Origin of the sequence: Geothrix sp. PMB-07, assembly GCF_030758935.1 — a bacterium.
In the GTDB taxonomy this organism is placed as follows: domain Bacteria; phylum Acidobacteriota; class Holophagae; order Holophagales; family Holophagaceae; genus Geothrix.
In genome coordinates this window covers 3122163-3143567 of the sequence record NZ_CP132333.1, presented here as the reverse complement: position 1 = coordinate 3143567, position 21405 = coordinate 3122163, and the positions used below count along the sequence as shown (strand labels likewise).

General features: G+C 59.4%; 20 protein-coding genes. 11 read left to right on the top strand and 9 right to left on the bottom strand.

The features are described 5' to 3' along the window. Window positions 1-177: 177 nt before the first annotated feature. From Q9293_RS13845 to Q9293_RS13835, 3 genes are all read right to left on the bottom strand, one after another. Window positions 178-1107 carry a hypothetical protein gene (locus tag Q9293_RS13845; RefSeq protein ID WP_306247488.1) on the bottom strand — a complete coding sequence of 310 codons (930 nt, stop codon included), beginning with the start codon at window positions 1105-1107 and terminating at the stop codon, window positions 178-180. Between the two features lie 1262 nt (window positions 1108-2369). Next, complete coding sequence (locus tag Q9293_RS18700) at window positions 2370-2948, bottom strand: flavodoxin family protein (RefSeq protein ID WP_372342216.1); 579 nt, start codon at window positions 2946-2948, stop codon at window positions 2370-2372. Between the two features lie 517 nt (window positions 2949-3465). Beyond that, on the bottom strand, window positions 3466-4545 hold the full coding sequence (locus Q9293_RS13835; protein ID WP_306247485.1) for a S41 family peptidase: 1080 nt from the start codon (window positions 4543-4545) through the stop codon (window positions 3466-3468). Between the two features lie 94 nt (window positions 4546-4639). Here Q9293_RS13835 and Q9293_RS13830 point away from each other — a divergent pair, with 94 nt between their 5' ends. The 3 genes from Q9293_RS13830 to Q9293_RS13820 all read left to right on the top strand — a co-directional run bounded on the left by Q9293_RS13830 (window position 4640) and on the right by Q9293_RS13820 (window position 7488). Then, on the top strand, window positions 4640-5077 hold the full coding sequence (locus tag Q9293_RS13830) for an Lrp/AsnC family transcriptional regulator (protein ID WP_306247484.1): 438 nt from the start codon (window positions 4640-4642) through the stop codon (window positions 5075-5077). A gap of 215 nt (window positions 5078-5292) precedes the next feature. Next, a complete protein-coding gene (locus Q9293_RS13825; protein WP_306247483.1) occupies window positions 5293-6792 on the top strand; it encodes an acetyl-CoA hydrolase/transferase family protein in 1500 nt (499 codons plus the stop codon). A gap of 243 nt (window positions 6793-7035) precedes the next feature. Beyond that, on the top strand, window positions 7036-7488 hold the full coding sequence (locus Q9293_RS13820) for a cache domain-containing protein (protein WP_306247482.1): 453 nt from the start codon (window positions 7036-7038) through the stop codon (window positions 7486-7488). A gap of 182 nt (window positions 7489-7670) precedes the next feature. On the opposite strand, the gene Q9293_RS13815 is transcribed toward Q9293_RS13820, so the two are convergent. The 4 genes from Q9293_RS13815 to Q9293_RS13800 all read right to left on the bottom strand — a co-directional run bounded on the left by Q9293_RS13815 (window position 7671) and on the right by Q9293_RS13800 (window position 14189). Then, complete coding sequence (locus Q9293_RS13815; protein ID WP_306247481.1) at window positions 7671-8249, bottom strand: DinB family protein; 579 nt, start codon at window positions 8247-8249, stop codon at window positions 7671-7673. A gap of 103 nt (window positions 8250-8352) precedes the next feature. Continuing rightward, a complete protein-coding gene (locus Q9293_RS13810) occupies window positions 8353-10710 on the bottom strand; it encodes a P-loop ATPase, Sll1717 family (protein WP_306247480.1) in 2358 nt (785 codons plus the stop codon). Window positions 10711-10816: 106 nt separating this feature from the next. Continuing rightward, entirely contained in the window at window positions 10817-13291 is a 2475-nt protein-coding gene (topA, locus tag Q9293_RS13805) for a type I DNA topoisomerase (protein ID WP_306247479.1), read from the bottom strand. A gap of 31 nt (window positions 13292-13322) precedes the next feature. Continuing rightward, a complete protein-coding gene (locus Q9293_RS13800; protein ID WP_306247478.1) occupies window positions 13323-14189 on the bottom strand; it encodes a DNA-processing protein DprA in 867 nt (288 codons plus the stop codon). A 134-nt stretch (window positions 14190-14323) separates the two neighbouring features. Here Q9293_RS13800 and rpmB point away from each other — a divergent pair, with 134 nt between their 5' ends. The 7 genes from rpmB (at window position 14324) to Q9293_RS13765 (ending at window position 18212) form a co-directional block, all read left to right on the top strand. After that, window positions 14324-14515, top strand: a complete 192-nt coding sequence (gene rpmB, locus Q9293_RS13795) for a 50S ribosomal protein L28 (protein ID WP_286353895.1) — start codon at window positions 14324-14326, stop codon at window positions 14513-14515. Window positions 14516-14652: 137 nt separating this feature from the next. Then, a complete protein-coding gene (locus Q9293_RS13790; protein WP_306247473.1) occupies window positions 14653-15054 on the top strand; it encodes a bacteriohemerythrin in 402 nt (133 codons plus the stop codon). Window positions 15055-15080: 26 nt separating this feature from the next. Then, window positions 15081-15812, top strand: coding sequence for a tRNA (adenosine(37)-N6)-threonylcarbamoyltransferase complex dimerization subunit type 1 TsaB (gene tsaB, locus Q9293_RS13785; protein ID WP_306247471.1), 732 nt, complete (start codon window positions 15081-15083; stop codon window positions 15810-15812). Then, window positions 15809-16237: an N-acetyltransferase gene (locus Q9293_RS13780; RefSeq protein ID WP_306247469.1), complete on the top strand. Its 429-nt coding sequence runs from the start codon at window positions 15809-15811 to the stop codon at window positions 16235-16237. The genes tsaB and Q9293_RS13780 overlap by 4 nt, the downstream gene beginning before the upstream one ends. Before the next feature lie 91 nt (window positions 16238-16328). After that, window positions 16329-16826: an Rrf2 family transcriptional regulator gene (locus tag Q9293_RS13775; protein ID WP_306247467.1), complete on the top strand. Its 498-nt coding sequence runs from the start codon at window positions 16329-16331 to the stop codon at window positions 16824-16826. A 113-nt stretch (window positions 16827-16939) separates the two neighbouring features. Then, window positions 16940-17422, top strand: a complete 483-nt coding sequence (locus tag Q9293_RS13770; RefSeq protein WP_306247465.1) for an Rrf2 family transcriptional regulator — start codon at window positions 16940-16942, stop codon at window positions 17420-17422. A gap of 178 nt (window positions 17423-17600) precedes the next feature. Beyond that, on the top strand, window positions 17601-18212 hold the full coding sequence (locus Q9293_RS13765; RefSeq protein WP_306247463.1) for an OmpW family protein: 612 nt from the start codon (window positions 17601-17603) through the stop codon (window positions 18210-18212). A 287-nt stretch (window positions 18213-18499) separates the two neighbouring features. Here Q9293_RS13765 and Q9293_RS13760 read toward each other — a convergent pair whose 3' ends face one another. After that, window positions 18500-18901, bottom strand: coding sequence for a hypothetical protein (locus tag Q9293_RS13760; RefSeq protein WP_306247461.1), 402 nt, complete (start codon window positions 18899-18901; stop codon window positions 18500-18502). Between the two features lie 333 nt (window positions 18902-19234). Here Q9293_RS13760 and Q9293_RS13755 point away from each other — a divergent pair, with 333 nt between their 5' ends. Then, complete coding sequence (locus Q9293_RS13755) at window positions 19235-19918, top strand: hypothetical protein (RefSeq protein ID WP_306247459.1); 684 nt, start codon at window positions 19235-19237, stop codon at window positions 19916-19918. Here Q9293_RS13755 and Q9293_RS13750 read toward each other — a convergent pair. Next, entirely contained in the window at window positions 19911-21161 is a 1251-nt protein-coding gene (locus Q9293_RS13750) for a DNA methyltransferase (protein WP_306247457.1), read from the bottom strand. The two genes, Q9293_RS13755 and Q9293_RS13750, sit on opposite strands and share 8 nt — an antisense overlap. Window positions 21162-21405: the final 244 nt, after the last annotated feature.

Genomic DNA, 21405 nt, shown 5'->3' with positions numbered 1-21405 from the left:
AGGGCGGAGGGATGCGGAGGAAGGCTGAATGCCGTTCTCCGCTCTCCTCGCCCCTCCGTTTTTCTCCGCTTAAGTCACTCTTTTATTGTGGGTGTGATTGCAAGGCTGGTTTCAGCCACGGATGCACCACGATTCCGTAGGCTCATCAAGCGGCCGCCTTGGCCCGGCATGGCTGCATCAGTAGGAGAAGAAGAACGTTCCATAAACCATGTCCTGCCACACCAGGATTTCGGTTGATCCCCCCCAGCCGTTGGGGGGGCGGGGGACCGAATAGCTCGATTGCTGCGTCGTTCCCGAGGAGATGGTTTGGGATGTCGTATTGGTCCAGGTGTAGTTCGACGAATTGTTGATGTGGATTTTGACGAAGAAGTCGACATCCCCCTGGGTGCTGGTGGAAACGGAATAGGTGTCTTGGGCGCTGGACGTGGTGCTATCTGAACTTGAATAGTTGATCCATCCAGTCGTGGTCTGGGGGCCCTGCCCCGGCGCCAGAGGCGCGTAGTAGATCGAGCCGACTTGGCGGAACCTGTTATTGCTCACGAGTGAATTGAAGGCCGGCCTGGAGCCGTTGGTGCCATCGTTCGCGAAGGGGTTACGGCCCAGGATGGCCTGATAGTCGCTGATGGTCAGCCCCTGGCCGAATCCGGCCCAGCTGCGGTTCAGCCGGTCCAGCAGGTCCGGGTTGGTGATCAGCGAAGGGTTTTTCAGTTCCGCGACGGTGAGAGAAACAATATCGGGCCCGCTGCCGGCATTGGGATCTCTGGTATCGCAGCCGATGGTCCACTGCGGAACATTGGCGATGGCAGCGGAGGTGGATGCCACAAAGGAGAGCGCGGGATTCAAGCAAATGATGACTTGATCGAAATCGTGATCGACTCCGTAGGGCGGATTGGTTTGGCCATTGCTGGTGATGCCATAGCCGACCGTCTTCGACACGGAGATCGTGTTCGAACTCGTCTTGGTCGAGGTCCATCCGGCGCTGTACGTACTGGTTCCTCCCGCAAAGAAGAGGCTCCCGCCGACCGTTGCGGAGAACTGCATGCCGTTGGCGAAGGAGCTGGACACATTTGTGGAATTGCCCGCGACCGAAGTGGAGGTGTAGTCCACGCGACTTCCACTTCCGGGCGCCGCGTAAATCACGGAAAGCACTTGGTACTTGGGGTACAGGTTCCCTGTTCCATTGACGTAACCTGTACCGCCCTTAGCCGTTAGATAATAATTGGAACCATCTGTTGCCTGAACATTTGTTAATGCTGTACTCCACGATCCGGTCAACTTCCTTCCGCCATTAGGGTAAAATATATATTTGTAATATGTTTCGGTGGTGCCATTAAAATGGTGAACAACTCCATTTGCATCCGTCCACTGCCAGTTTGAACAGGTGCTGCTGGTTGGCCAGATCTCATCTGGAAAATCAGGGTCTTCTGCATATGTTATTGTTTCTGTACGTGTTATAAGGCCTCCAAGCGTCTGGGCATTGACTGTTGCTGAGGTCAGCCAAGCCATGATCGTAAATAGTATAAAAATTCTAATTATCTTCATGATGTAATATCCTTAGGATGCAACATGGAGTTTTAATTAATATGCTATGGTAATTGGTGCGGAGGAGCTCTATTTTGGCATCGCCATTTCATCTTTCCATCCTCGATAAATTTATATATAATTTATGCTATTAATTCTATTATTTTAATACTATTTATATGTTATTATTGAATATATAATAAAAATTATAACTGATGTGTTTTGAGTGTTATTTAATGTCGTAACCTTGTGGCGCATGAAAAAGAGATTAGAACTGTGTGAATCGACGGCTTAATGGTTGAATTTCACCAGCATGTATTCAATGGATTTCCGCGAACGGTCGTTTTCCGACTCCGAACGGTAGTTGGGCCCGCAAGCCCAGATCGTGTTTTGGTTTTCGGGACATTTAAGGCGATGCGAAGCACCGGCTGCCTGCGGTTGGGGTCGCCTTCCGCATCTGCCACCGAAACCGGGGTCCGGTCATTCAGCGGCCTCGCCAAGACTCCATCTCCTGCAGCATGCTGCACCAGACGATTCCGGAGCGGTCCATGAGCACCAAGCAGGAGCTGGCCCAGACCATCGTGTGTCGGTATCTCAAGGTGAGCGCCTTCGATGAGGGCGTCGATATCCGCGGCCTGCTTCAGAATCTGGATCAGCAGGCCACCATGGAGACTTTCCTCAACGTACGCATCTCCAAGTGGCTGCGCGGGAATCAACCCGGCTGGAACTGGCTGTCGGCCTGGGCCCAGGAGCTAGCCCTGTTCTCAACGTGGATGCGAGCCGCGACGCTGTCCAGGAGCGCCCATGGGAATCCGGCCCAGGCCGCCTGGAATCAGTTGGCCGGGGAATCAGGTCGCCAGGGAGGCGCCGATTCCCTTCAGCCTTGCACGCAGGTCGGCCTGGTCCGGAGCCTCCCCGCTTCGCGTGCCGGCGACCACCACGCATTCCCGCACATCGAATTCCAGCGTCATGAACAGGTGCCGGGTGTAGTCGACATAGGTTTGGAACAACCCTGGATCGGGGTTCCCCTGGACGAAAGCCAGGACCAGGGCCTTTCCTGCATGTTCCTCCTGAAACGTGGGGGAAAAGCGGGGCGCGAAGAAGGGGTGGAGACGGTCGAGGAAGATCTTGGCCTGGGCGCTCATCTGGCCCATGAAGATGGGCGCGCCGAGCACGAGGGCCTGGGCCTCCAGGATCGAGGCGTGCACCGGGGCCATATCGTCCTGGATGACGCAGCGACGGTCCTTCGTCCTGCAGGCGAAGCAGGCCCGGCAAGGCTGAAGGTCAAGGTCAGCGGCGCTCCAGTAGCGTGCTGGCATGCCTTGATCCCGGGCTCCTTCCAGGATGGTTTCAACCACCCAGGCCGTGCTGCCCTTCGCACGCGGGCTTGCGGAAAATCCAACGACGTTTACGGGGGGCTGTCGCATCATGGCGCTCCCATCATCGCAATCACCAGACGTGCCTAGACGCGGATGGTTGCGCACGCCTGACGTTCATCAGGCGACTGGTTTCGGATGCGCTGGCCAACTCACACAAGGTGCCGTTGACGTGTACTCGATCACCTTTGAAGAGGTGCCCGCTTTTCGCGACTGTTGCCAATGTATTCGGGTCGGCAGAGCAACACAAGGCCCCAACGATCTTGGTGCTGGCGGTCCGAACCGCTCGCGGGTCGCTAGGGCCTGTTTTCAAAGTGGATGCGAGCCGCGACGCCGTCCAGCCGCGCGCATGGCAAGGCGGGGGCCGAAGGGCGATGCGGGACATCGTTCGAGGCCGCCAACGCAGCCAGGGGTGCGGCTGGGCGACGTCCCGGAGGGCAAGGGGCGGCGCCCGGCGCGATGCTGCGTCAAGCTCCTCGTCGATAGCACCTCTATCGCCTTCGTCGCTTTCCTGGTCTCGCTTGGGGGGCGCCCCTTGCGCGGCCACACCCCACTTTGAAAACAGGCCCTAGAACTTCCGCGAATAATCCTTCGGCCTGCCCTCGCCGCGGTTCACCCGGTCGAGGCTTTCCTGCAGCTCTTTGCGCCGCTCGGGGTCGGTGGCCTGGGCGATGAGATCGCGCAGGATGGCTGCGTGCGCCACTTTTAAGGCATCCGCGGCCGGGGCCTGGACGTCGGGCTTCACGCCCACCTGCTCCCAGCTGGTGTGGGTAATGGGGTGGATGGCCTGGCCCGTGGGGATGTAGGCCACCAGATCGTAGCCCATGGGGAAGGGATCGCAGGGATTCGCGCCGCCGTTGGTCACCTCGCCCACCAGCTTGGCGCGGCGCTGGGCCTGCAGCTCGTAGGCGCAGGCCTCGCCCCCCGAGAGCGTCTTGGGCGAGATGAGCACGTAGACCGGCCGCGTGTAGCGCGTGGTGGTGGCGGTGGTCCAGTACTGGCGCGTCTCGTTCTTGGCCCGGTAGTGCAGGCTCACCAGCTGGCGGGTATCGCCCTCGGCGAAAAAGTGGCTCACGAAATAGGTCATGCTCTCGGGATCGCCGCCGGTGTGTTCCCGCAGGTCGAGAATGAGCGCGTGGGTGCCTTCCAGCAGGGTGAAGGCCGCCTCGTAGCCGCGCCGCATGAACTCCGAAGGGCCGAAGCCGCGGAGGTCGAGGTAGCCCACGCGGCCCGGCAGCCGATCCACGTTGAAGATGCCGTAGCCGTAACCCAGGTAGTGTTTCCGCGAAGCCTCGATCTCTTCGGCGGTGGCGATGTGGTTCTCAGGCTCCGGCTTGAAGTCCGGTTCCACGGTCACGCTGAAGTGCACATCCTTGCTGGCCGCGATGAGATCCTTCTGCAGAGCCTCGGCGAAGGCCTCCAGCGTGGGCAGGGCGGCGTAGGCGCCCTGAGCCTCCCGGGCCTGGATGGCCGCGAGGGTCTTCTCGCCCACCTCCGGCAGGATGTAGTTGGCGCGGATGTCCCGCTGCAACGTGGCCAGCACCTGCTGACGCGCCGCCTCCTTCAGGGCCGGACGGGTGGCCGCAAGGGGCAGGGCCAGGAGGACGCTGAGCAGAGACACGCAGAGGCGGGGCAGGGCGTGGCGCATGGGGCTCCCGGGGAAAGCAGCCAGTATGGGAAAGCGCCTGCCTGTGGGCAGCTGGCAAGGTGCCCGATGGGTGGCAGAATGCTAGAGTCTCCGCATGAATGGCCCCCAGCTGGATGATCTCGATCAGCGCCTTCTCGCCGAGCTGACGGCGGACGCGCGGCTGACCCAGGTGGCCCTCGCGGCCCGGCTGGGCCTCTCGCGCACGGCCATTCAGGAGCGCATGAAACGCCTGGAGCGCGAGGGCGTCATCCAGGGCTACACAGTGCGCCTGCGGGAGCGCCGCCACCCCGGCGTGCGGGCCTACCTGCTGGTGAAGGATCACGCCCCCGATCACGAGCGCCTGGCCCAGGCGCTGAAGGCCCATCCCGAGGTGGTCGGCATGGACAGCGTGGCCGGGGGCACCGACGTGGTGCTGCAGGTGCAGGTGGAAAGCGTGGAGGCCCTGAGCCGCTTCCGCGACCTGGTGGGCCGCCTGCCCCAGGTGGATGCCACCGAGACCCTGCTGGTCATGGTGTCGCACTTCCACCGCTGAGCGCCCCGTTGAGCGGCCCGTTGAGCAGCCCGAGGAGCAGCCACTTGAGCGGCCTGGGGCGCCTGGGCCGGATTTCATTCGTGATCTTCTGGTCATGAACGCCTGAAACCCGCTAAACTGGGCCTTGTCGCCCCGGTTCCGGGGCCCCGGAACCGGGGCCTTCGCTTGCCGTTCCACGCGGGCGCGGACCCTCACCACCCACGCAGGGGATTCCCATGTCCATTCCTTTTCCCGTCATGACCGCCGCCGAGGCCGCGGAACTCATCGGCCACGGCCAGACCATTGGCTTCAGCGGCTTCACCGCCGCGGGCGCGGCCAAGGATGTGCCCGCGGCCCTGGCCGAGAAGGCCAAGCGCGAACACGCCGCGGGCCGCCCCTTCAAGGTGGGCGTGCTCACCGGCGCCTCCACCGGCGCCAGCCTGGACGGCGCCCTCGCCGAGGCCGAGGCCATCAGCTTCCGCGCCCCCTACCAATCCAACGCCACGCTGCGCAAGCAGATCAACTCGGGTCAGGTGCGCTTCGTGGACATGCACCTCTCCGTGGTGCCCCAGAACGCCCGCTACGGCTTCCTGGGCCCCATCCACTTCGCCGTGGTGGAAGCCTGCGACATCACCCCCGGCGGCGGCATCGTGCTCAGCACCTCCGTGGGCGCCTCCAACACTTATCTGCGCCTGGCCGACAAGATCATCATCGAACTCAACGAAAGCCTGCCGCCCACCATGCTGGGCATGCACGACCTCTTCGAGCCCCAGGATCCCCCCACCCGCGCCGAGATCCCCGTCTTCGGCGTGTCCGATCGCATCGGTTCCCCCATCTGCACCGTGGATCCCCGCAAGATCGTGGCCGTGGTGCGCACCAACCGGCCTGATGAAACCGGCGCCTTCGATCAGCCCACGGCGGTGACCGATCAGATCGGCCAGCACGTGGCGAGCTTCCTGGTGGCGGAAATGAAGGCCGGGCGCATCCCCGCCAGCTTCCTGCCCCTGCAGTCGGGCGTGGGCAACATCGCCAACGCCGTGCTGGCGGCCCTGGGCGAAAGCAAGGAGATCCCGCCCTTCGAGATGTACACCGAGGTGGTGCAGGATTCCGTGGTGCCTTTGTTGGAGAACGGCCGCTGCACCTTCGCCTCCACCTGCGCCCTCACCCTGTCGCTGGAAGCCCGGGCCAAGATCCTGGGCAACCTCGACTACTTCAAGCAGCGCGTGCTGCTGCGTCCCCAGGAGATCAGCAACCACCCCGAGATCGTGCGGCGCATCGGCATCGTGTCCATGAACACCGCCATCGAGGTGGATCTGGGCGGCAACGTGAACAGCACCCACGTCATGGGCAGCACCATGATGAACGGCATCGGCGGCTCGGGCGATTTCACCCGCAACGCCTACCTGTCCATCTTCTCCTGCCCCTCGACCGCCAAGGGCGGCATGATCTCCGCCATCGTGCCCATGGTGAGCCACATGGATCACAGCGAGCACTCCGTGCAGATCATCGTCACCGAGCAGGGCGTGGCCGACCTGCGGGGCAAGGATCCCCACGAGCGCGCCCACCTCATCATCGAGAACTGCGCCCACCCGGCCTATCGCGAACAGCTGCGCGACTACCTCAAGCTCACGAGCAAGGGCCACGCGCCGTTGTCGCTCTCCCTCAGCCTCGCCATGCACCGCGAATTCTTGGCCAGCGGAGACATGCGCAAGACCGACTGGGCGGCGTACCAGTAGGTTTTTGAATCAGCCTTTTAGCCACGGATGGACACGGATTCACACGGATGAGGGCCCAGCGGTTCTTCATCCGTGTGAATCTGTGTGTATCTGTGGCCAAAGAAAAAAATAGGAAACGGAGACACGCGGAAAACCAGCCGGTGGGGTGCTTCCCCGGGGTGGGTCCGGATGACCCGGTATTTCAGGGGGCGCCGCGTGTTGCCGAAAACAAGAGAGGGGCCGCAGGCCCGTTTGGAGCTTCTCATGCGTTCGTTTCTGATTCCCGTGCTGACCTGTGTCATGGCGTTGCCCTTGGGGGCCCAGGCGGCAGACCGCCCCAAGGCCGAAGCCCTTGTGAAGGAAGGCCTCGCCTTCATGAAGGCCAACGGCAAAGAGAAGTTGCTGGACGAAATCCAGAAAGGCTCGGGCAAGTTCCACGTGAAGCCCGGCAGCACGCTGTACCTGGCCGCTTACGATCTGAACGGCACGGTGCTGGCCCACGGCGCCGATGCCGCGCTGAAGGGCCTCAACCGCTTGAACGTGAAGGATCCCGATGGCGTGCAGTACATCAAGCTGCAGATCGCCGCGGGCCAGCAGAAGGGCGGCGGCTGGGTGAACTTCAAGCGCCTGAACCCCGAAACCCGCAAGATCGAGGCGAAGACCTCGTACTGCCTGGCCGAGAACGGGGTGGTGGTGTTCTGCGGCATCTACCAGTAGGGCCCGACGCCTGACCTTACCCGACGGATCCCGACGCGGCCCACCGGCCCGTCGGGATCGGCGCGTACGGGGCCGGGCGGCTACCTCCTCAGGCATGACTTGGGAAGAACGGATCGGCCACGGATGAACACGGATCCACACGGATGAAGAACCGCTGGGTCCTCATCTGTGTGCATCCGTGTTCATCTGTGGCTCTGACCGTGTTTGGGTTCGGATTTCGCCGCCAGCTCCTGCTCGGTGAGGCCGAAGAGGGGGGCGACGGGGCGGCCGCGGAGGCTGGCCATGAGGTACAGCTGGCCGCGGTGGTGGGCTTCGTGTTCGGCCATGGCCCGTAACCACTTCCAAGTCGCCATGGAGGCGCCCGCCGGGAGGCTCCGACTCTGCGACGAAGAAGCAGGAGTGCCCTCCGGGGGAGGGCACGTCAGGCGGAGGACGCAGGGGGCCAGCAGGTCGGCGTCGCTCAGCTGGGCGAAGAGGGCCAGGGCTTCGGCGTGGCAGCGGTCCAGGTAGGCGCGCACGCCGTCGAGGCCCGCGGCCAGCGCCACGCCGTGGCCCGGGTAGATGCTGGGGCGGCCCTGCACATTCTCCGCGTACATGAAGCGCTCCAGCCCCGCGAGGTGGCGAAACAGGTCGCCGAAGCTAAGCGCTCCCGGAGTCGGCGCCCATTCCAGGTCCTCGGGCCTCAGCGCGTCGAGCACCCGCACCGTGCGGGACCGGGCATTGCGCCAGTAGGCGAGGAAGGATGGCGAGTCTTGAAGCACGGGGTGACCAAAATGCGATTTGAAACAATTCTATAACGATGATTGAGTAATCGAATTAACTTGAGGTTAAAGATCGAATTAGATGATGTTCACCATTGTTGGGCTATAGATTGTTTTTAATTGCGAGCGCTGGCCAGAAGGCGGGGTTTATTATACAAGATATTTCGCCCTGCTTTTTTTTCATAAAGGCCTTCATAAGTATGAAATCATAATTGAAATTATATATATATTTAATTTCATCTGGATTTGAAGAAATCCCTAGTACAGCGTGCCATAGTAGAATATCAATTATTTCTGGAATTTTTGCTAAATCGATTTGATATGAAAGTAATGACTGCTCAATATTGTAAATTGATGTTTTTGCATTTGATTCTATAAGCGTATACAAGATATTTTCACTAGATGGATGAACGTCCTGAATTTCAAGATTTATGTGTGTAACCAATTCACTAGAGTAGTCGTATAATCCCTTTTCAATGTCTGATTCAGTAATTTTAGGATGATTAAGGTTGACGGCTATCCCTTTGCATTTATTAATTAGGTCTAATAAATATCGTGGACGTAATAGCGATCTTTCAATTAAATAATTGGATGTTTCTTCGCCACGGTATAAAGGCGAAAATATTTGTGACCAAAGATGCAGAAAGGGTTGATCATGAAGTGTGGAAAATTCATCATTGTTTAGTAATCTCCTTCGAATTAATTCTTTTAATAACTCTGGATCCTTCCAATCGATAATGGCCTTTGCTTCCTTCCCTCGATCAGAGGTTTCTGAAATCAAAAGCTCATAAACATCATTTCTTAAAAAGATTACTGAGTGAGTATCAATAGAATGTCTTTGAAGCTGCCGTTCCAGTTTTCTTAGTGCTTCAATTAAGGTTTTAATGATTGTAATATCCTCGGGTTGAACGCCATGACTAGGCCAGCCTTTATCGAGATTGTCGAATAATATCCAAACCTCTTCTTTGTTTTTTAGATACATCTCAACTTGTAGTCGCAAGTTTTTAACATCATGATTGTAGATTAACCCAGTTACTTCAGCATTCGATAGTTCGCGCTCTGAAGTGCCGGGAAATTTTGCCATGTAGTCGCTTCGGATTCGTTCAAGCAAATGTGATAGTCGCTCCGAGAAATCCCCATCGGAGTCGTAATTGTCTGCATTGTATAAATTTAAAATCTGATTATATGAATCAAATAAATCAGGATTTCTCAAATGACTAGTGCGGTCAGTTTCTATGATTTTATGGCATATTTCCAATAAAAGTAAGTATTCCCAAAAGGCCATCAATGTGTGTTCAAGGGTTCCGGTTTTTAAAAGGTCAAGGATTGATTCCTTAAATTTTAACAATTTGTAGCCATCTGGTTTTAAATCTAGCACTAGGTTTTTGGTTGATTTTTTTGCGTGCTCTTTTGTTTGAGCAAAAATCGCGGTTTTCCCAGAACCTTTTCTTCCCACAACGATGCGAACTTCACCTCGTTTTGTACGTTTAAACTCGTCAGTCTCGAGGTAATAATTTTTTAATTCAGTCAACTCATTCTCTGCCGAGGAGGACCCTAAATGTATTTTACTAAGTGGGTTTGCTGATTTCGTGAAAATATACGGTTTCTTTTGTTGAAGCAACTCGGTTACTTTTGAGGCAAATTCATGAATTTTATCTTCGATGTCTCGTGGGTGCCGGACGGAAAATACGGAATCACGGAGATCAATCGGAATCTGAATGTCATCAAATTGAAGGACCATCAATTCTTTGCCAAGCCCTTCTGAAAGACCGGCCAGAAAGGCAACCCTTTGATTGTGAAAAATATAATCATCCTGTGATTCTGAAATAAAATACAAAAATACACCAAAAGATTTGCTAACTTCTTCTATTGCTTCGTAAGCTGAAAGTCGAGCTCTCTCTTGAGGGTCAAAGCTTCTAAATTTAAGACCAGTTTTTTTGATTCGTGAAATGGTATGAATGATTTGATCGGTTTTATATTTTGGTTCAATTAAATAAATTGGGCTATCAGTCTTCGGAATCTGGCTTGCATTCACAGTTGGTTCTAAATCTTTAACACTTCTAATCCATTGAAAGAGCTCTTTTGAGTTTTGGTATGTTTTATATCCTATTGTATCGAAAAGACCAAGTGATTCGATTTTATGAGTTTCGCGGATGGAGTTGTTCTTGGTTAAGAGGATTTTCTTCCCAAGTCCAAGTGCATATCCAATTTCAAATGTAACATTTAAGTTGGTTTCGGTGATATCTGCAATGAAGAAATCTGAATTAGAAATATCTTCTCTGACATTTTTTGCTATGAATTTGCCATAAATGTCCATCTCTTCCCAGGATTCTATCTCAGGGTTTGATGTGTATTTTCTTAACTCATCAATGGATGCCTTGATCGTTAGACCCAAATCTCGAGGGAAGGAAGGGTATGCAAAAAAACCCTTTAAGTGCCCGTTAGCTGGTTGGATGGGCATATCTGTCCCCCCTGGGTCTAGATGATTCCCAGGTTACCCTAGTCTGGTTTCAGTGGGTGTTAAATGCACCCAATTAATACAAAACAATCCAAACCAGTATCAAAAATTATCCCATCGGCTCTTCATGCTTGCAGTTGGGGCAGACGAGCACCTGGATGGGGTCCTTGCCGCGGGGCTTCTTGGTCTTTTCGCCCATGGTGGGGTTCTTGCACGCGGGGCAGGTGACGGGCACGGGCTTGTCCCAGGCGGTGTAGTCGCACTTGGGGTAGTTGGTGCAGCCGTAGAAGACCTTGCCGAAGCGCGTCTTGCGGGGGCTGAGGCCGCCGCCGCACTTGGGGCAGGGCACGGCCAGGATTTCCTTCTTCACGGTCTTGCAGGTGGGGTAGTCCACGCAGCAGACGAACTCGCCGTAGCGGCCGTGCCGCTTCACGAAGCCCTTGCCGCAGTTGGGGCAGGTCTCGCCGGTGGGCTCGTCCGGGGGCACGGGGATGCCCTTGGGATCGGCCTTCACGATGCCCTTGCACTTGGGGTAGTTGGGGCAGGCCCAGAAGGGGCCCCACTGGCCCTTGCGCAGGTTCATGGGCGTGGTGCCGCAGAGCGGGCACTCGGGCGCGTCTTCGGGCTCCTCCATCTTTTCCAGATCCGCCGTGTAATCGCACTTGTCCTTTTCGGCTTCGGCGCTGTAGTTGGTGCAGCCCACGAAGAGGCCATTGCGGCCGATGCGCTTGAGCAGGGTGCCCGGGTGCTTCTTCCGGTCGCCGCACTTGGGGCACTTCTCCCCCGTGGGCACGCCGGCCTTGAGGTTCTGCATGTCCTTGCCGGCGGCGGCCAGGCTCTGCTCGAAGGGGCCGTAGAAGTCCGTCATGGCCTTCTTGAAGGTGAGCTTGCCCTCTTCGATGCGGTCGAGGTTGCCCTCCATGGCGCCGGTGTACTTGGGGTCCATGAGATCCACGAAGCCCTGCAGCAGCAGATCGGTGACGGTGATGCCCAGGTCGGTGGGCTTGAAGCGGCCTTCGTGCTTCTTGACGTAGTCGCGGTCCTGGATGGTGCTGATGATGCTGGCGTAGGTGGAGGGGCGGCCGATGCCATCCTCTTCCAGCTCTTTCACCAGCGTGGCTTCGTTGAAGCGGGCGGGCGGCTTGGTGAACTGCTGGTCGGTGTCGAGCTGGTCGAGCTTGAGGGCCTCGCCCAGCTTCAGGGCGGGCAGCAACGCATCATCTTCGTCTTCTTCCTCGGGGCCCTTGGTGGCGTCGGCGATGCCTTCGGCATCGACTTCGGTCTTGTCGGCGCGGTAGACCGCCAGCCAGCCGGGGAAACGCTCGATCTCGCCCTTGGCCTCGAAGGTGGCCGTGTCCTTGCCGACTTCGGCCTCGGTCTGGACCACCGTCTCATCGAAGCGCGCGGCCTCCATCTGCGAGGCCATGGTGCGCCGCCAGATGAGGGCGTAGAGGCGGAACTGATCGGGCTCCAGGTTGCCGCGCAGCGATTCGGGCGTGCGGGTGATGTCCGTGGGGCGGATGGCCTCGTGCGCATCCTGCGCGCCGGACTTGCCGGTGTAGATGCGGGCCTTGGCGGGCAGGTAGTCCTTGCCGTACTTGTCGGCGATGAAGGCGCGGGTGGCCTCCACGGCCTCGGGGGCCATGCGGGGCGAGTCGGTTCTCATGTAGGTGATGAGGCCCACGGGGCCTTCGCCGAAGTCGACACCTTCATAGAGCCGCTGGGCGTTCTGCATGGTGCGGCTCACGCTCATCTTCAGCTTCTGGGCCGATTCCTGCTGCAGCTTGGCGGTGGTGAAGGGCGCGGCGGGGTTGCGCTTCTTCTCCTTGGTTTCCAGGCCGGTCACCTTGTAGGCGGCCTTCTCCAGCTTGGTTTTCAGATCGGCGGCCTGGGCGGCATCGGCCACGCGGCGCTTGGTCTCCTTGTTGCCCAGCTGCAGGGGCTGGCCCCCCAGCTTCACCAGCTTCATCCAGAAAGCGGGCGGCAGCTTGGCGCTGAACTTGCCCTTCAGCACCCAGTATTCGACGGGGTTGAAGGCCAGGATCTCCTTCTCGCGGTCGACGATGATGCGCACGGCCACGCTCTGCACGCGGCCCGCGCTGAGGCCGCGGCGCACCTTGTCCCAGAGCACCTGGCTGACCTTGTAGCCCACGAGGCGATCCAGCACGCGGCGGGCCCGCTGGGCATCCACCAGCTTCTTATTAATGGTGGTGGGCGCGGCCATGGCCTTCTGGATGCCGGCGGGGGTGATCTCGTTGAAGAGCACGCGGCTTACGGGCAGGCTCTTGGGCGGCTTGATGGCCTCCAGCAGGTGCCAGCTGATGGCCTCCCCCTCGCGATCAGGGTCGGTTGCGAGAATCAGTTCGTCGGCGGTTTTCGCGGCGGCTTTCAGCTCCTTGACCACCTTCTCCTTGGCGGGGCTGATCTCGTATTCCTCTTGGAACCCATTCTCGATGTCGACGCCCAGCTTGCGCGGCAGATCCCGGATGTGTCCCACGGATGCCATGACCTTGTACCCCTTGCCGAGGTACTTGGTGATGGTCTTCGCCTTCGATGGGCTTTCGACGATCACGAGCTTGGTCACTGGACATCTCCTAAGGGCCTAAGGATGGAACCTAGGGGCGGAGGTTTGTCAAGGGATCCAGATCCTCCAGGAGCTGGGATGGGGATAGGCAAACCCTTGCAGCGCCCTCTCTTAATAAAATGTTCGGCCCCTCGGCCGAAGGATCCTCCGGCGCCCCCGGGCACACCCAAAGCTCCTTGCCCAGGTCCAGGGCCAGGCGGGCGGTGACCAGGGAACCGGATTTCAGCTGGGCCTCCACCACCAGCACGCCCTCGGTCCAGGCCGCCAGCAGCCAGTTGCGGCGGGGGAAGTGCCATTTGCGGGGCGGGGCCTCGGGCGGGAAGGGTGTGATCACGCCACCCCCGGCGGCCACCATGCGGTCCATGAGGGCGCCGTGTTCGGGCGGGTAGGGGTGATCCAGGCCCGAGCCCATGATGCCCCAGGTCGGGCCTGCCTCAAGGGCCCCGGCGTGGGCGGCGCCGTCGATGCCCCGGGCCAGGCCCGACAGCACGGCCACGCCCGCTTCCGTGAGCGCCTTGGCCCACGCCCGGGCCCGGGCCTTGCCTCGCGCGCTGGCCTGGCGGCTGCCCACCATGGCGAGGCGCGGGCCGCGGCTGGCATCGGGGGGCGGCAGCGTCCCCCGCACCCACAGGGCCACGGGGTAGGGCAGGGGCGCCAGCAGCGCATCCACATCTTCATCACCGGGCAGCAGCAGGCGGGCGCCGCGATCACGGGCCTCCTGCTGGCGGCGGGGCAGGTCGGCCTCCAGCTGGGCCAGGGCCGCGGCCTGAGCCTCGGTCAGGGGGGGGTGCGCACCCGCCTGCAGGGCTTCCCAGGCCTGGGCCTTCTGGCGCTCGGGCCAGTCCAGCACGGTGAAGGCGAGGGCCCAGAGGCGAAAGTCCACGGCGGGTCGGTGCACGGCGGTTCCATGGGGAAGGAGGCTATGCTGGCCAGGAGAAGCGGCGTTGCACAAGGGCTTTGTGCTTGCGTTCCGGCCTCGGGTGGCTACACTGGTTCTCTTGGCTGTTTTCACCTTTGGCTCGTGAGGTTCCCATGTCCCGTCAGTGCGAAATTTGCGGTAAGAAGCCCCAGTTCGGGAACAACGTCTCCCATTCCAACAACGTGACCAAGCGCCGCTGGAACCCGAACATCCAGCGCGTGCGCGCCCTGGTGGGCGGCGCCCCCAAGCGCCTGCGCGTCTGCACCTCCTGCATCCAGGCCGGCAAGGTTCTCAAGGCCTGCTAGGCTTCAGCCCAGCGTCGAAAAGGCGGCCCCCGGGGCCGCCTTTTCCGTTGGCGCCTTCCCTGGATGGCCTTTCTCACACTTTCCCGCGGCCTCGCATCGGGTGGGCGCCGCGGGTGTACGATCCGGCAGGAGACCCCATGGCCCACTTGGAATGGCAGCCCGCGTTTGAAGTGGGCCACAGCAGGATCGACAGCGACCACCAGGCCCTCGTGGGGGCCATGAACCAGCTGTACGAGGCGGCCCACCAGGGCCAGGACAAGGAGGAGATCGCCAAGATCCTCAACTTCCTCCGCGACTACACGGTGACCCACTTCGCCACGGAAGAGACCCTGATGATCCGCCACAACTATCCGGCGGCCTCGGATCACTTCGCCGCCCACGCGGAGCTGATCCTGCAGGTGAGCGATTTCATCGCGGACTACCGCACGGGCAACATCGTGGGCGTGGACGTGATGCTGGGCTTCCTCGAAACCTGGCTGATGAACCACATCCAGGGCCGGGACCGCGATCTGGGCGCCTACCTGCAGGGCCGGGACTAGCTCCAGGCCCCCGCTACACTGACCCCATGCTGCTGGCCCTCGACACCACGACGGAAATCCTCCATCTGGCGCTGCTCCAACATGGGCGCGAAGGTGAGCGTGTCTTCGCGCGGCGGGTGCCCGCGGGCGTGGGGCGGGGCCACAGCGAGCGGCTGCTGCCCACGCTGAACGAGCTCATGGCCGAGGCTGGCGCCGGGTCGGCGGACCTTTCCGGCGTGGCCGCCTGCCTGGGCCCCGGCGGCTTTACCAGCCTGCGCATCGGCGTGGCCACGACCGAGGGCTTCGGCCTCACAGGCCTGCCCACCTGGGGCTTCTCCGCCTTCGCGCTGCGGGCCGAGGCGCTGCGTCAAGCCAGGGGCCAGGCGGGCGCGCAGGGGCCCTTCTGGATCCTGCTGGATGGCCAGCGCGGCGAGGCCTTCCACCAGCGCTGGGAGGACGGCCCTACGGAGCCCGCGGCCAAGCATCCCCTGGCCGACCTGCCTGCGCGCCTGGGGACCGAAGCCTGGTGGGCCCCCGAGGCCTTTGCGCCCAAGGTGGAGGCCCTGCTGTCCGAGTCGCTGTCCGGGGGGCGCATCACCCTGGCCGACGAAGGAGAGGCCACCCTGGCGGGCCTGGTGGCCCTGGCGCGGCGAGTTTCCCAGGGGCCGCCGGAAGCGCCCCTGGTGCCCTTCTACCTCCGGGAGACCGATGCCGAGGTGAACTTCCCCCAGGCCGCCGCGCACCTGCCCGAGGCGCTCCGGAAGGGCCTGCCGCGATGAGGGCCTGCGGGGACAGCGGCGTCTGGCGGCTGGAGGTGGGGGATCCCTTCCCGGAGTGGGTGGCCCGGCTGGACCGCACGGCCTTCGGCGATGCCTGGAAGACGCCTGCGCTTCACGAGCGCTTGTGGGTCATCCCCGAGCTGGCCTTTGCCCGCTGGTCCTGCGTGCAGGTGGCCGGCGAGGCCGATCTGCTGCGCATCGCCGTGGACCCGGCCCACCGGGGCCAGGGCCTGGGGCGCCAACTGCTGGAGGTCTGCCAGCAGGAGCTGGTGGATGCGGGCATCGACCACCTGTTTCTGGAAGTGCGGGTGTCCAACGCCTCGGCCATCCGCCTCTACCGCTCCTGCGGCTGGAAGCCCTGCGGCCACCGGGGCGGCTACTACTCGGACGGGGAGGACGCCTCCCTCTTCCATTTCCAGGGCTGAGGGCCAGGCAATCCCCCCGAGGCATAGGTGACCCGGTCATCTTGACCAATGGGACCGCGCCGCTCATATTTGCCTTCCAAGGCGGTGACCCATGCTCGGCATCTCGCGACAGACCGACTACGCGGCCCGGGTGGTCCTGCATCTGGCCTGTCTGGCGCCTGACGCCAAGGTGCCCATCGCCGACATCGCCAAGCACCGCATGCTGCCCCTGGAGTTCGTGCGGCGCATCGTGGGCGACCTGGTGAAGGCGGGCATCCTCGCCACCTCGCGGGGCTCCGGCGGCGGCGTGCGCCTGGCCCGGCCCGCGGCGGACATCTCCCTGGGCGAGGTGGTGCACGCCATGGAGGGCGGCGTGGCCCTGAACCACTGCGTGAGCGACCGGCGGGTGTGCCCCCTGGCGGCGGCCTGCCCGGTGCAGTCCATCTGGGTGGAGGCCACCCACGTGCTGGACAGCTACCTGGCCTCGGTGCGCTTCGACGCCCTGGCCCAGCGCAGCGAGGCCCACCAGCCCGCCCATCTGCGCGTGCAGGCCATCGGCCGCGTGCGCGGCGCGCATCGCTGTGCGGAGCCCAAGGGCGCCCTGGCCTGAACGTTGAGGGGGGGCTTATATCCCCAATGGGTCCATTAAATTCATGACCTATGGGTATTGACCAAGGTTACCCAAAGGGTCATCTTGGAGCGCAGACCCCCTTCCGAGGCACCATGATCGGCATTTCCCGGCAGTCGGATTACGCAGCGCGTCTGGTGTTGCACCTGGCCTGCCTGCCCGCGGGGACCCGGGTGACCATTCCCGAGATCTCCAAGATCCGGCTGCTGCCTGCGCCCTACACGCGCCGCATCGTGGCCGACCTGGTGAAGGCGGGCATCCTCCAGACCGCCCGCGGCACCGGCGGCGGAATCAACCTCGCCCGGCCGGCCTCGGCCATTTCGCTGCTCGACATCCTCGACGCAGTGGAAGGGGGCGTGGTGCTGAATGCCTGCCTGGAAGGCGGCAAGCCCTGCGTGTTCAGCCAGGGCTGCCGCGTGCAGCGCGCCTGGGGGCAGGCCACGGATCTGCTGCAACGCCATCTGGCCACCGTCACCTTCGACACCCTGGTCGAAGACTCGCCGGAGCACCAGATGGCCCACCTTGACCGGGCCGCCGAGGGCCACAAGACCCTCCGCAGCCAACCCCTCGTGTCCTGACCGGCCTCGCCGGTCTCCCTCTCAATACGTTCATGGTCCCGCCCATTCCCGCCTCGCCGCGGTGGGCCGACCTCTGCCTTCTCCATCCTCCCGGCCCACCGGTTTTCACCCGGTCGGGGAAGCTCCGCCCTCCCACCCGCTCCCGGGCTGTTCCGGGGGCCTTTTCTGGATGTGTGCCATGAAGACCTTTGCCACCCTCACCCTGCTGGCCGCCGCCCTCGCGGGCTCCGGCCTCCGCGCCGAAGAAGGCCCCTGGATGGTCCGCCTGCGGGCCGTGCAGATCCAGCCCGCCAACAAGTCGGAGGCGGCCCCTGGCATTCCCGCCGATGCCATCCACGTGAGCAACAAGACCATCCCCGAAGTGGATTTCAGCTACTTCTTCAATCCGAACTTCGCCGCGGAGCTGATCCTCACGGTGCCCCAGGAGCACGACGTGACCGTGGCCGGCACGAAGATCGGCACCTTCAAGCACCTGCCGCCCACCCTCACGGCCCAGTGGCACTTCCTCCCGGGCGAGACCGTGAACCCCTACGTGGGCGCGGGCCTCAACTTCACGCTCATCTCCGATGTGAAGCTGGCCAACGGCGCGCTGGATCTGGACAAGAGCAGCCTCGGCCTGGCCGCCCAGGCGGGCGTGGATTTCAAGGTGGCCTCCAACTGCTACATCAACCTCGACGTGAAGTACGTGCAGCTGAAGACCGACGTGAAGGCCACCGCCACCGGCGCCAAGGTGAGCACTGTGAAAGTGGATCCGTTCCTCTACGGCGTGGGCGTCGGCTACCGGTTCTAGCGTTCACCGGGGGTGTGCGCGCAGCGTGGAACCCCCGGAGTTTGAGACCAAGCACTGGCACGGCGAAGCCGCGCCAGTGCGCGGGGGCCCCGGGGTGTGCGCGCAGCGCGGAACCCCCGGAGTTTGAGACAAAGCACTGGCACGGCGAAGCCGCGCCAGTGCGCGGGGGCCCGGGGGTGTGCGCGCAGGACGGAACCCCCGGAGTTTGAGACAAAGCACTGGCACGGCGAAGCCGCGCCAGTGCGCGGGGGTCCGGGGGTGTGCGCGCAGCGCGGAACCCCCGGAGGTTATCGCTGAAACAGCACCACCCGGTTGCTGTTGGTGCCCTTGTCGTTGTTGCCCACGCCCCAGATGTGGGCGGTCTTGGTGAAGGTCTGGCTGTTCACGAGAACGCCGTGGGCCTTGAAGCCCGCGCGCAGGCCCAGGGGCAGCACCACCTCGTCGAGACGCAGCTTGCCGCGGCGCACCTCGCCCACCTCAAAGGCCACGAAGCCGCCCCTCCGGGTGAGGCGGTGCAGCTCGGCGAACACGGCGGCCATGGTCTCGGACCAGGCTTCCACGGTGCGGGGCGTGCTGATGCCGCGGCCGATGGCCTCGGCGTCGAGGCCCGTGAACCAGCAGCGCAGCCAGTTGTCGCCCGCGTAGTCCACCACGTCGAGGAAGGGCGGCGAGGTGACCGTCAGGCTCATGCAGCCGTCCATGAGGGTGCCCGTCTCCCGGGCATCGCCCGTGAGGAAGCGCGCATCCTGGGCGGCGAAGCGCAGGTGCCTGCGCTGGCTGGGCTCCAGGCCCTTGAGCAGCTGCTTCGTCTTCTTCAGGATCAGCAGGTGGGTGTCGCGGTAGGTGGGCGTCTGGCCGCGCTGGGCGTTGATCTGCCGCTGCTTCTCGGCGCTGAGGGCCTGATTGGGGGGCAGGGTGTAGACGGAGAAGAAGCCGGGGCTGTGGCCCGTGAGGTAAAGGCTGTGTCACAGCCCACCTGGAAGGCAGTAAACTGAGGCAGATTCCAAGAAAAGGAGATTTCTATGTCGAATCAGGTTTACCTGAAATTTGCGACAAGCGAGAGTATATCTCCACTTCAACTGTCACAATTTCTTCAATTATATGTAACAACATATCGAGCATTAGAAGGGGTATCCAGACGTTCTCCTATTGAATCGCCTGAATATGAGGTGCCTGTCGATGGGCTATTTAGTCGCCTAAATTACGATGATATAAAACGGTGTTTGTTAGAGGATAGTTTAAATTCAGATCCTGAAATAACCTCAATTAATCAAAATAGCCCTATTGAGATAGCAATTAGTGGCAGCATTATATTGCTTTCTGTCGCAGCTGTTTTTTCTGGAGGAAAGCAACGTCTGGGCATTGGCCCCGTAAAATTTGAATTTAATTTGTGTTCACTTGGTGAGTCTATAAGCATGTTGAAAAAGGCCTTGACGAATAACCCATCGTTATATACAGGCTATGAATTTCGCGGATCCAAAATTAAACTAAGCAAAGAGGAATTTTTGTATCTCAATAAGACTGTGAATTTGAATGGAGGATTTCAGCGTTTTATTAGAGAGCTTCAAGTTCGAGTTAAGAAAAATACGAGAGAAATAGAGCTTAGCAACCATGACATAGAAAGAATACTAAAATACAAATCAGACCCTAAAAAGGGAGGATTTCAATCTCGATTTAATAAAATATTTGGGAAACATTTTACTTGATTTTTTTTAATAAAATAATGCGGTTAGTATTTGTGCCACCCGAATTATTTTGGACCCCCCATATATGAGAGGTTTTTGTAAATACCTGTTCATTTAATAGTACTCCGACAGGAGAAAAACCTGCGTTCATTGCGAGAGGAATGACGAGATCCTCCATCTTAATCTTGCCTCTTCTTATTTCACCAACCTCGAAGGCAACATGTCCACCAAGTGCTGTGATTCTATATAGTTCTATAAAAACATCTTGCATTATGGACTTCCAGGCCTCTACATTGGATGGAGTAGAAATACCTTTTTCGATTTCTTTAACATCCAGGCCATTGAACCAACATCTAAGCCAATTATCCTCTGCATACTGAACAATGTCGAGAAATGGTGGTGAGGTGACAGTCAAAGCTACGCTCTCATCTGGGATGTCCGGAGTAGACCTTGCATCACAGTTGAGGAACATTGCGGTTGAGCCGGCCTTGTGGAGTATAGCCCGCTCTTCATCACGGATGTCCGATAAGAGTGTTCTCGTTTTTTTGATTATTATTGCTTGAGTGTCTCTATATTCAGGCGCTTGATTGTATTTTATGTTGATTTTAACTTGACTATCAATAGACGCCGCTTGGTTGGGCGGTAACGTGTAGACACTAAAAAAACCACTGCTGTGGCCAGTTAGTCGATTGGTGGCCACCATGCGAATCCATGCATCACATGAGTCAAGTTTGTTATCTATCTGACGTTCGAAAAAGTATTCTCTTAGCGCAACAATTTCATCAAAGGTGGAGTCATTGAAAAACATTGAGAGATGATTCTGTATTTTTTGTCTTGGCTTTTTGGGGATTAATCTGAATCGATCTGAAACTGTTGTGATATTGGGTGGGTTTAATCTTGGTTCAATTATTATTTTCGATAGCGGGTTTATATCATTTGAAATTACTTGACGTCCCATAAATGCACTTTCAAGAGCCGTTGTTCCTCTTCCAGCAAAAGGGTCGTACACAATTTGGGTTTCTTCTGTGAGTCTTGAAATAAAGAATCGAGGTAGCTGTGGTTTAAAACAAGCTCTATAGCTGATCTCATGCAGACTGTGTGCCTGCCGTTGTCTCGATGTCCACAGCTCTCTTGTTAAAATTGGAATCTTGCTATTATTGATTGTGGTGGAGCTAATTGAAAATGGAGCCTCGGGTTCTGTGATTTCTAGAAGTCTATTTTCATGCTCGTTGTAACTAGACACCTTTGTTACTCGTTTTCCCATGAGAGTTCCTTTGGGGTAGTGCTACAGGGCTAAATTTTGAATATTTAGCCGGTAGTGCAAGGCCATAGCTTCGGCTGCCGCGGAGGCAAGCTACCTAGTCGAATTGTAGAGTGCCGAACCAGACAGGTATTGTCTCATTTTCCACGAATGCAAGGATTGAGGCAGAGATAAAGGCTGATGTCGGAATACAGACTCAGCTTACAACGCATGTACTTATGTGGCTTTCTCAGGATAGCCTGCTCAT

Bases quoted from the DNA above. Each gene is read 5' to 3' on its own strand.
- Q9293_RS18700 (WP_372342216.1), bottom strand. From the start codon at position 2,948: ATGCGACAGCCCCCCGTAAACGTCGTTGGATTTTCCGCAAGCCCGCGT.
- Q9293_RS13835 (WP_306247485.1), bottom strand. From the start codon at position 4,545: ATGCGCCACGCCCTGCCCCGCCTCTGCGTGTCTCTGCTCAGCGTCCTC.
- Q9293_RS13830 (WP_306247484.1), top strand. From the start codon at position 4,640: ATGAATGGCCCCCAGCTGGATGATCTCGATCAGCGCCTTCTCGCCGAG.
- Q9293_RS13825 (WP_306247483.1), top strand. From the start codon at position 5,293: ATGTCCATTCCTTTTCCCGTCATGACCGCCGCCGAGGCCGCGGAACTC.
- Q9293_RS13820 (WP_306247482.1), top strand. From the start codon at position 7,036: ATGCGTTCGTTTCTGATTCCCGTGCTGACCTGTGTCATGGCGTTGCCC.
- Q9293_RS13810 (WP_306247480.1), bottom strand. From the start codon at position 10,710: ATGCCCATCCAACCAGCTAACGGGCACTTAAAGGGTTTTTTTGCATAC.
- rpmB (WP_286353895.1), top strand. From the start codon at position 14,324: ATGTCCCGTCAGTGCGAAATTTGCGGTAAGAAGCCCCAGTTCGGGAAC.
- Q9293_RS13790 (WP_306247473.1), top strand. From the start codon at position 14,653: ATGGCCCACTTGGAATGGCAGCCCGCGTTTGAAGTGGGCCACAGCAGG.
- tsaB (WP_306247471.1), top strand. From the start codon at position 15,081: ATGCTGCTGGCCCTCGACACCACGACGGAAATCCTCCATCTGGCGCTG.
- Q9293_RS13780 (WP_306247469.1), top strand. From the start codon at position 15,809: ATGAGGGCCTGCGGGGACAGCGGCGTCTGGCGGCTGGAGGTGGGGGAT.
- Q9293_RS13775 (WP_306247467.1), top strand. From the start codon at position 16,329: ATGCTCGGCATCTCGCGACAGACCGACTACGCGGCCCGGGTGGTCCTG.
- Q9293_RS13770 (WP_306247465.1), top strand. From the start codon at position 16,940: ATGATCGGCATTTCCCGGCAGTCGGATTACGCAGCGCGTCTGGTGTTG.
- Q9293_RS13765 (WP_306247463.1), top strand. From the start codon at position 17,601: ATGAAGACCTTTGCCACCCTCACCCTGCTGGCCGCCGCCCTCGCGGGC.
- Q9293_RS13760 (WP_306247461.1), bottom strand. From the start codon at position 18,901: ATGAGCCTGACGGTCACCTCGCCGCCCTTCCTCGACGTGGTGGACTAC.
- Q9293_RS13755 (WP_306247459.1), top strand. From the start codon at position 19,235: ATGTCGAATCAGGTTTACCTGAAATTTGCGACAAGCGAGAGTATATCT.
- Q9293_RS13750 (WP_306247457.1), bottom strand. From the start codon at position 21,161: ATGGGAAAACGAGTAACAAAGGTGTCTAGTTACAACGAGCATGAAAAT.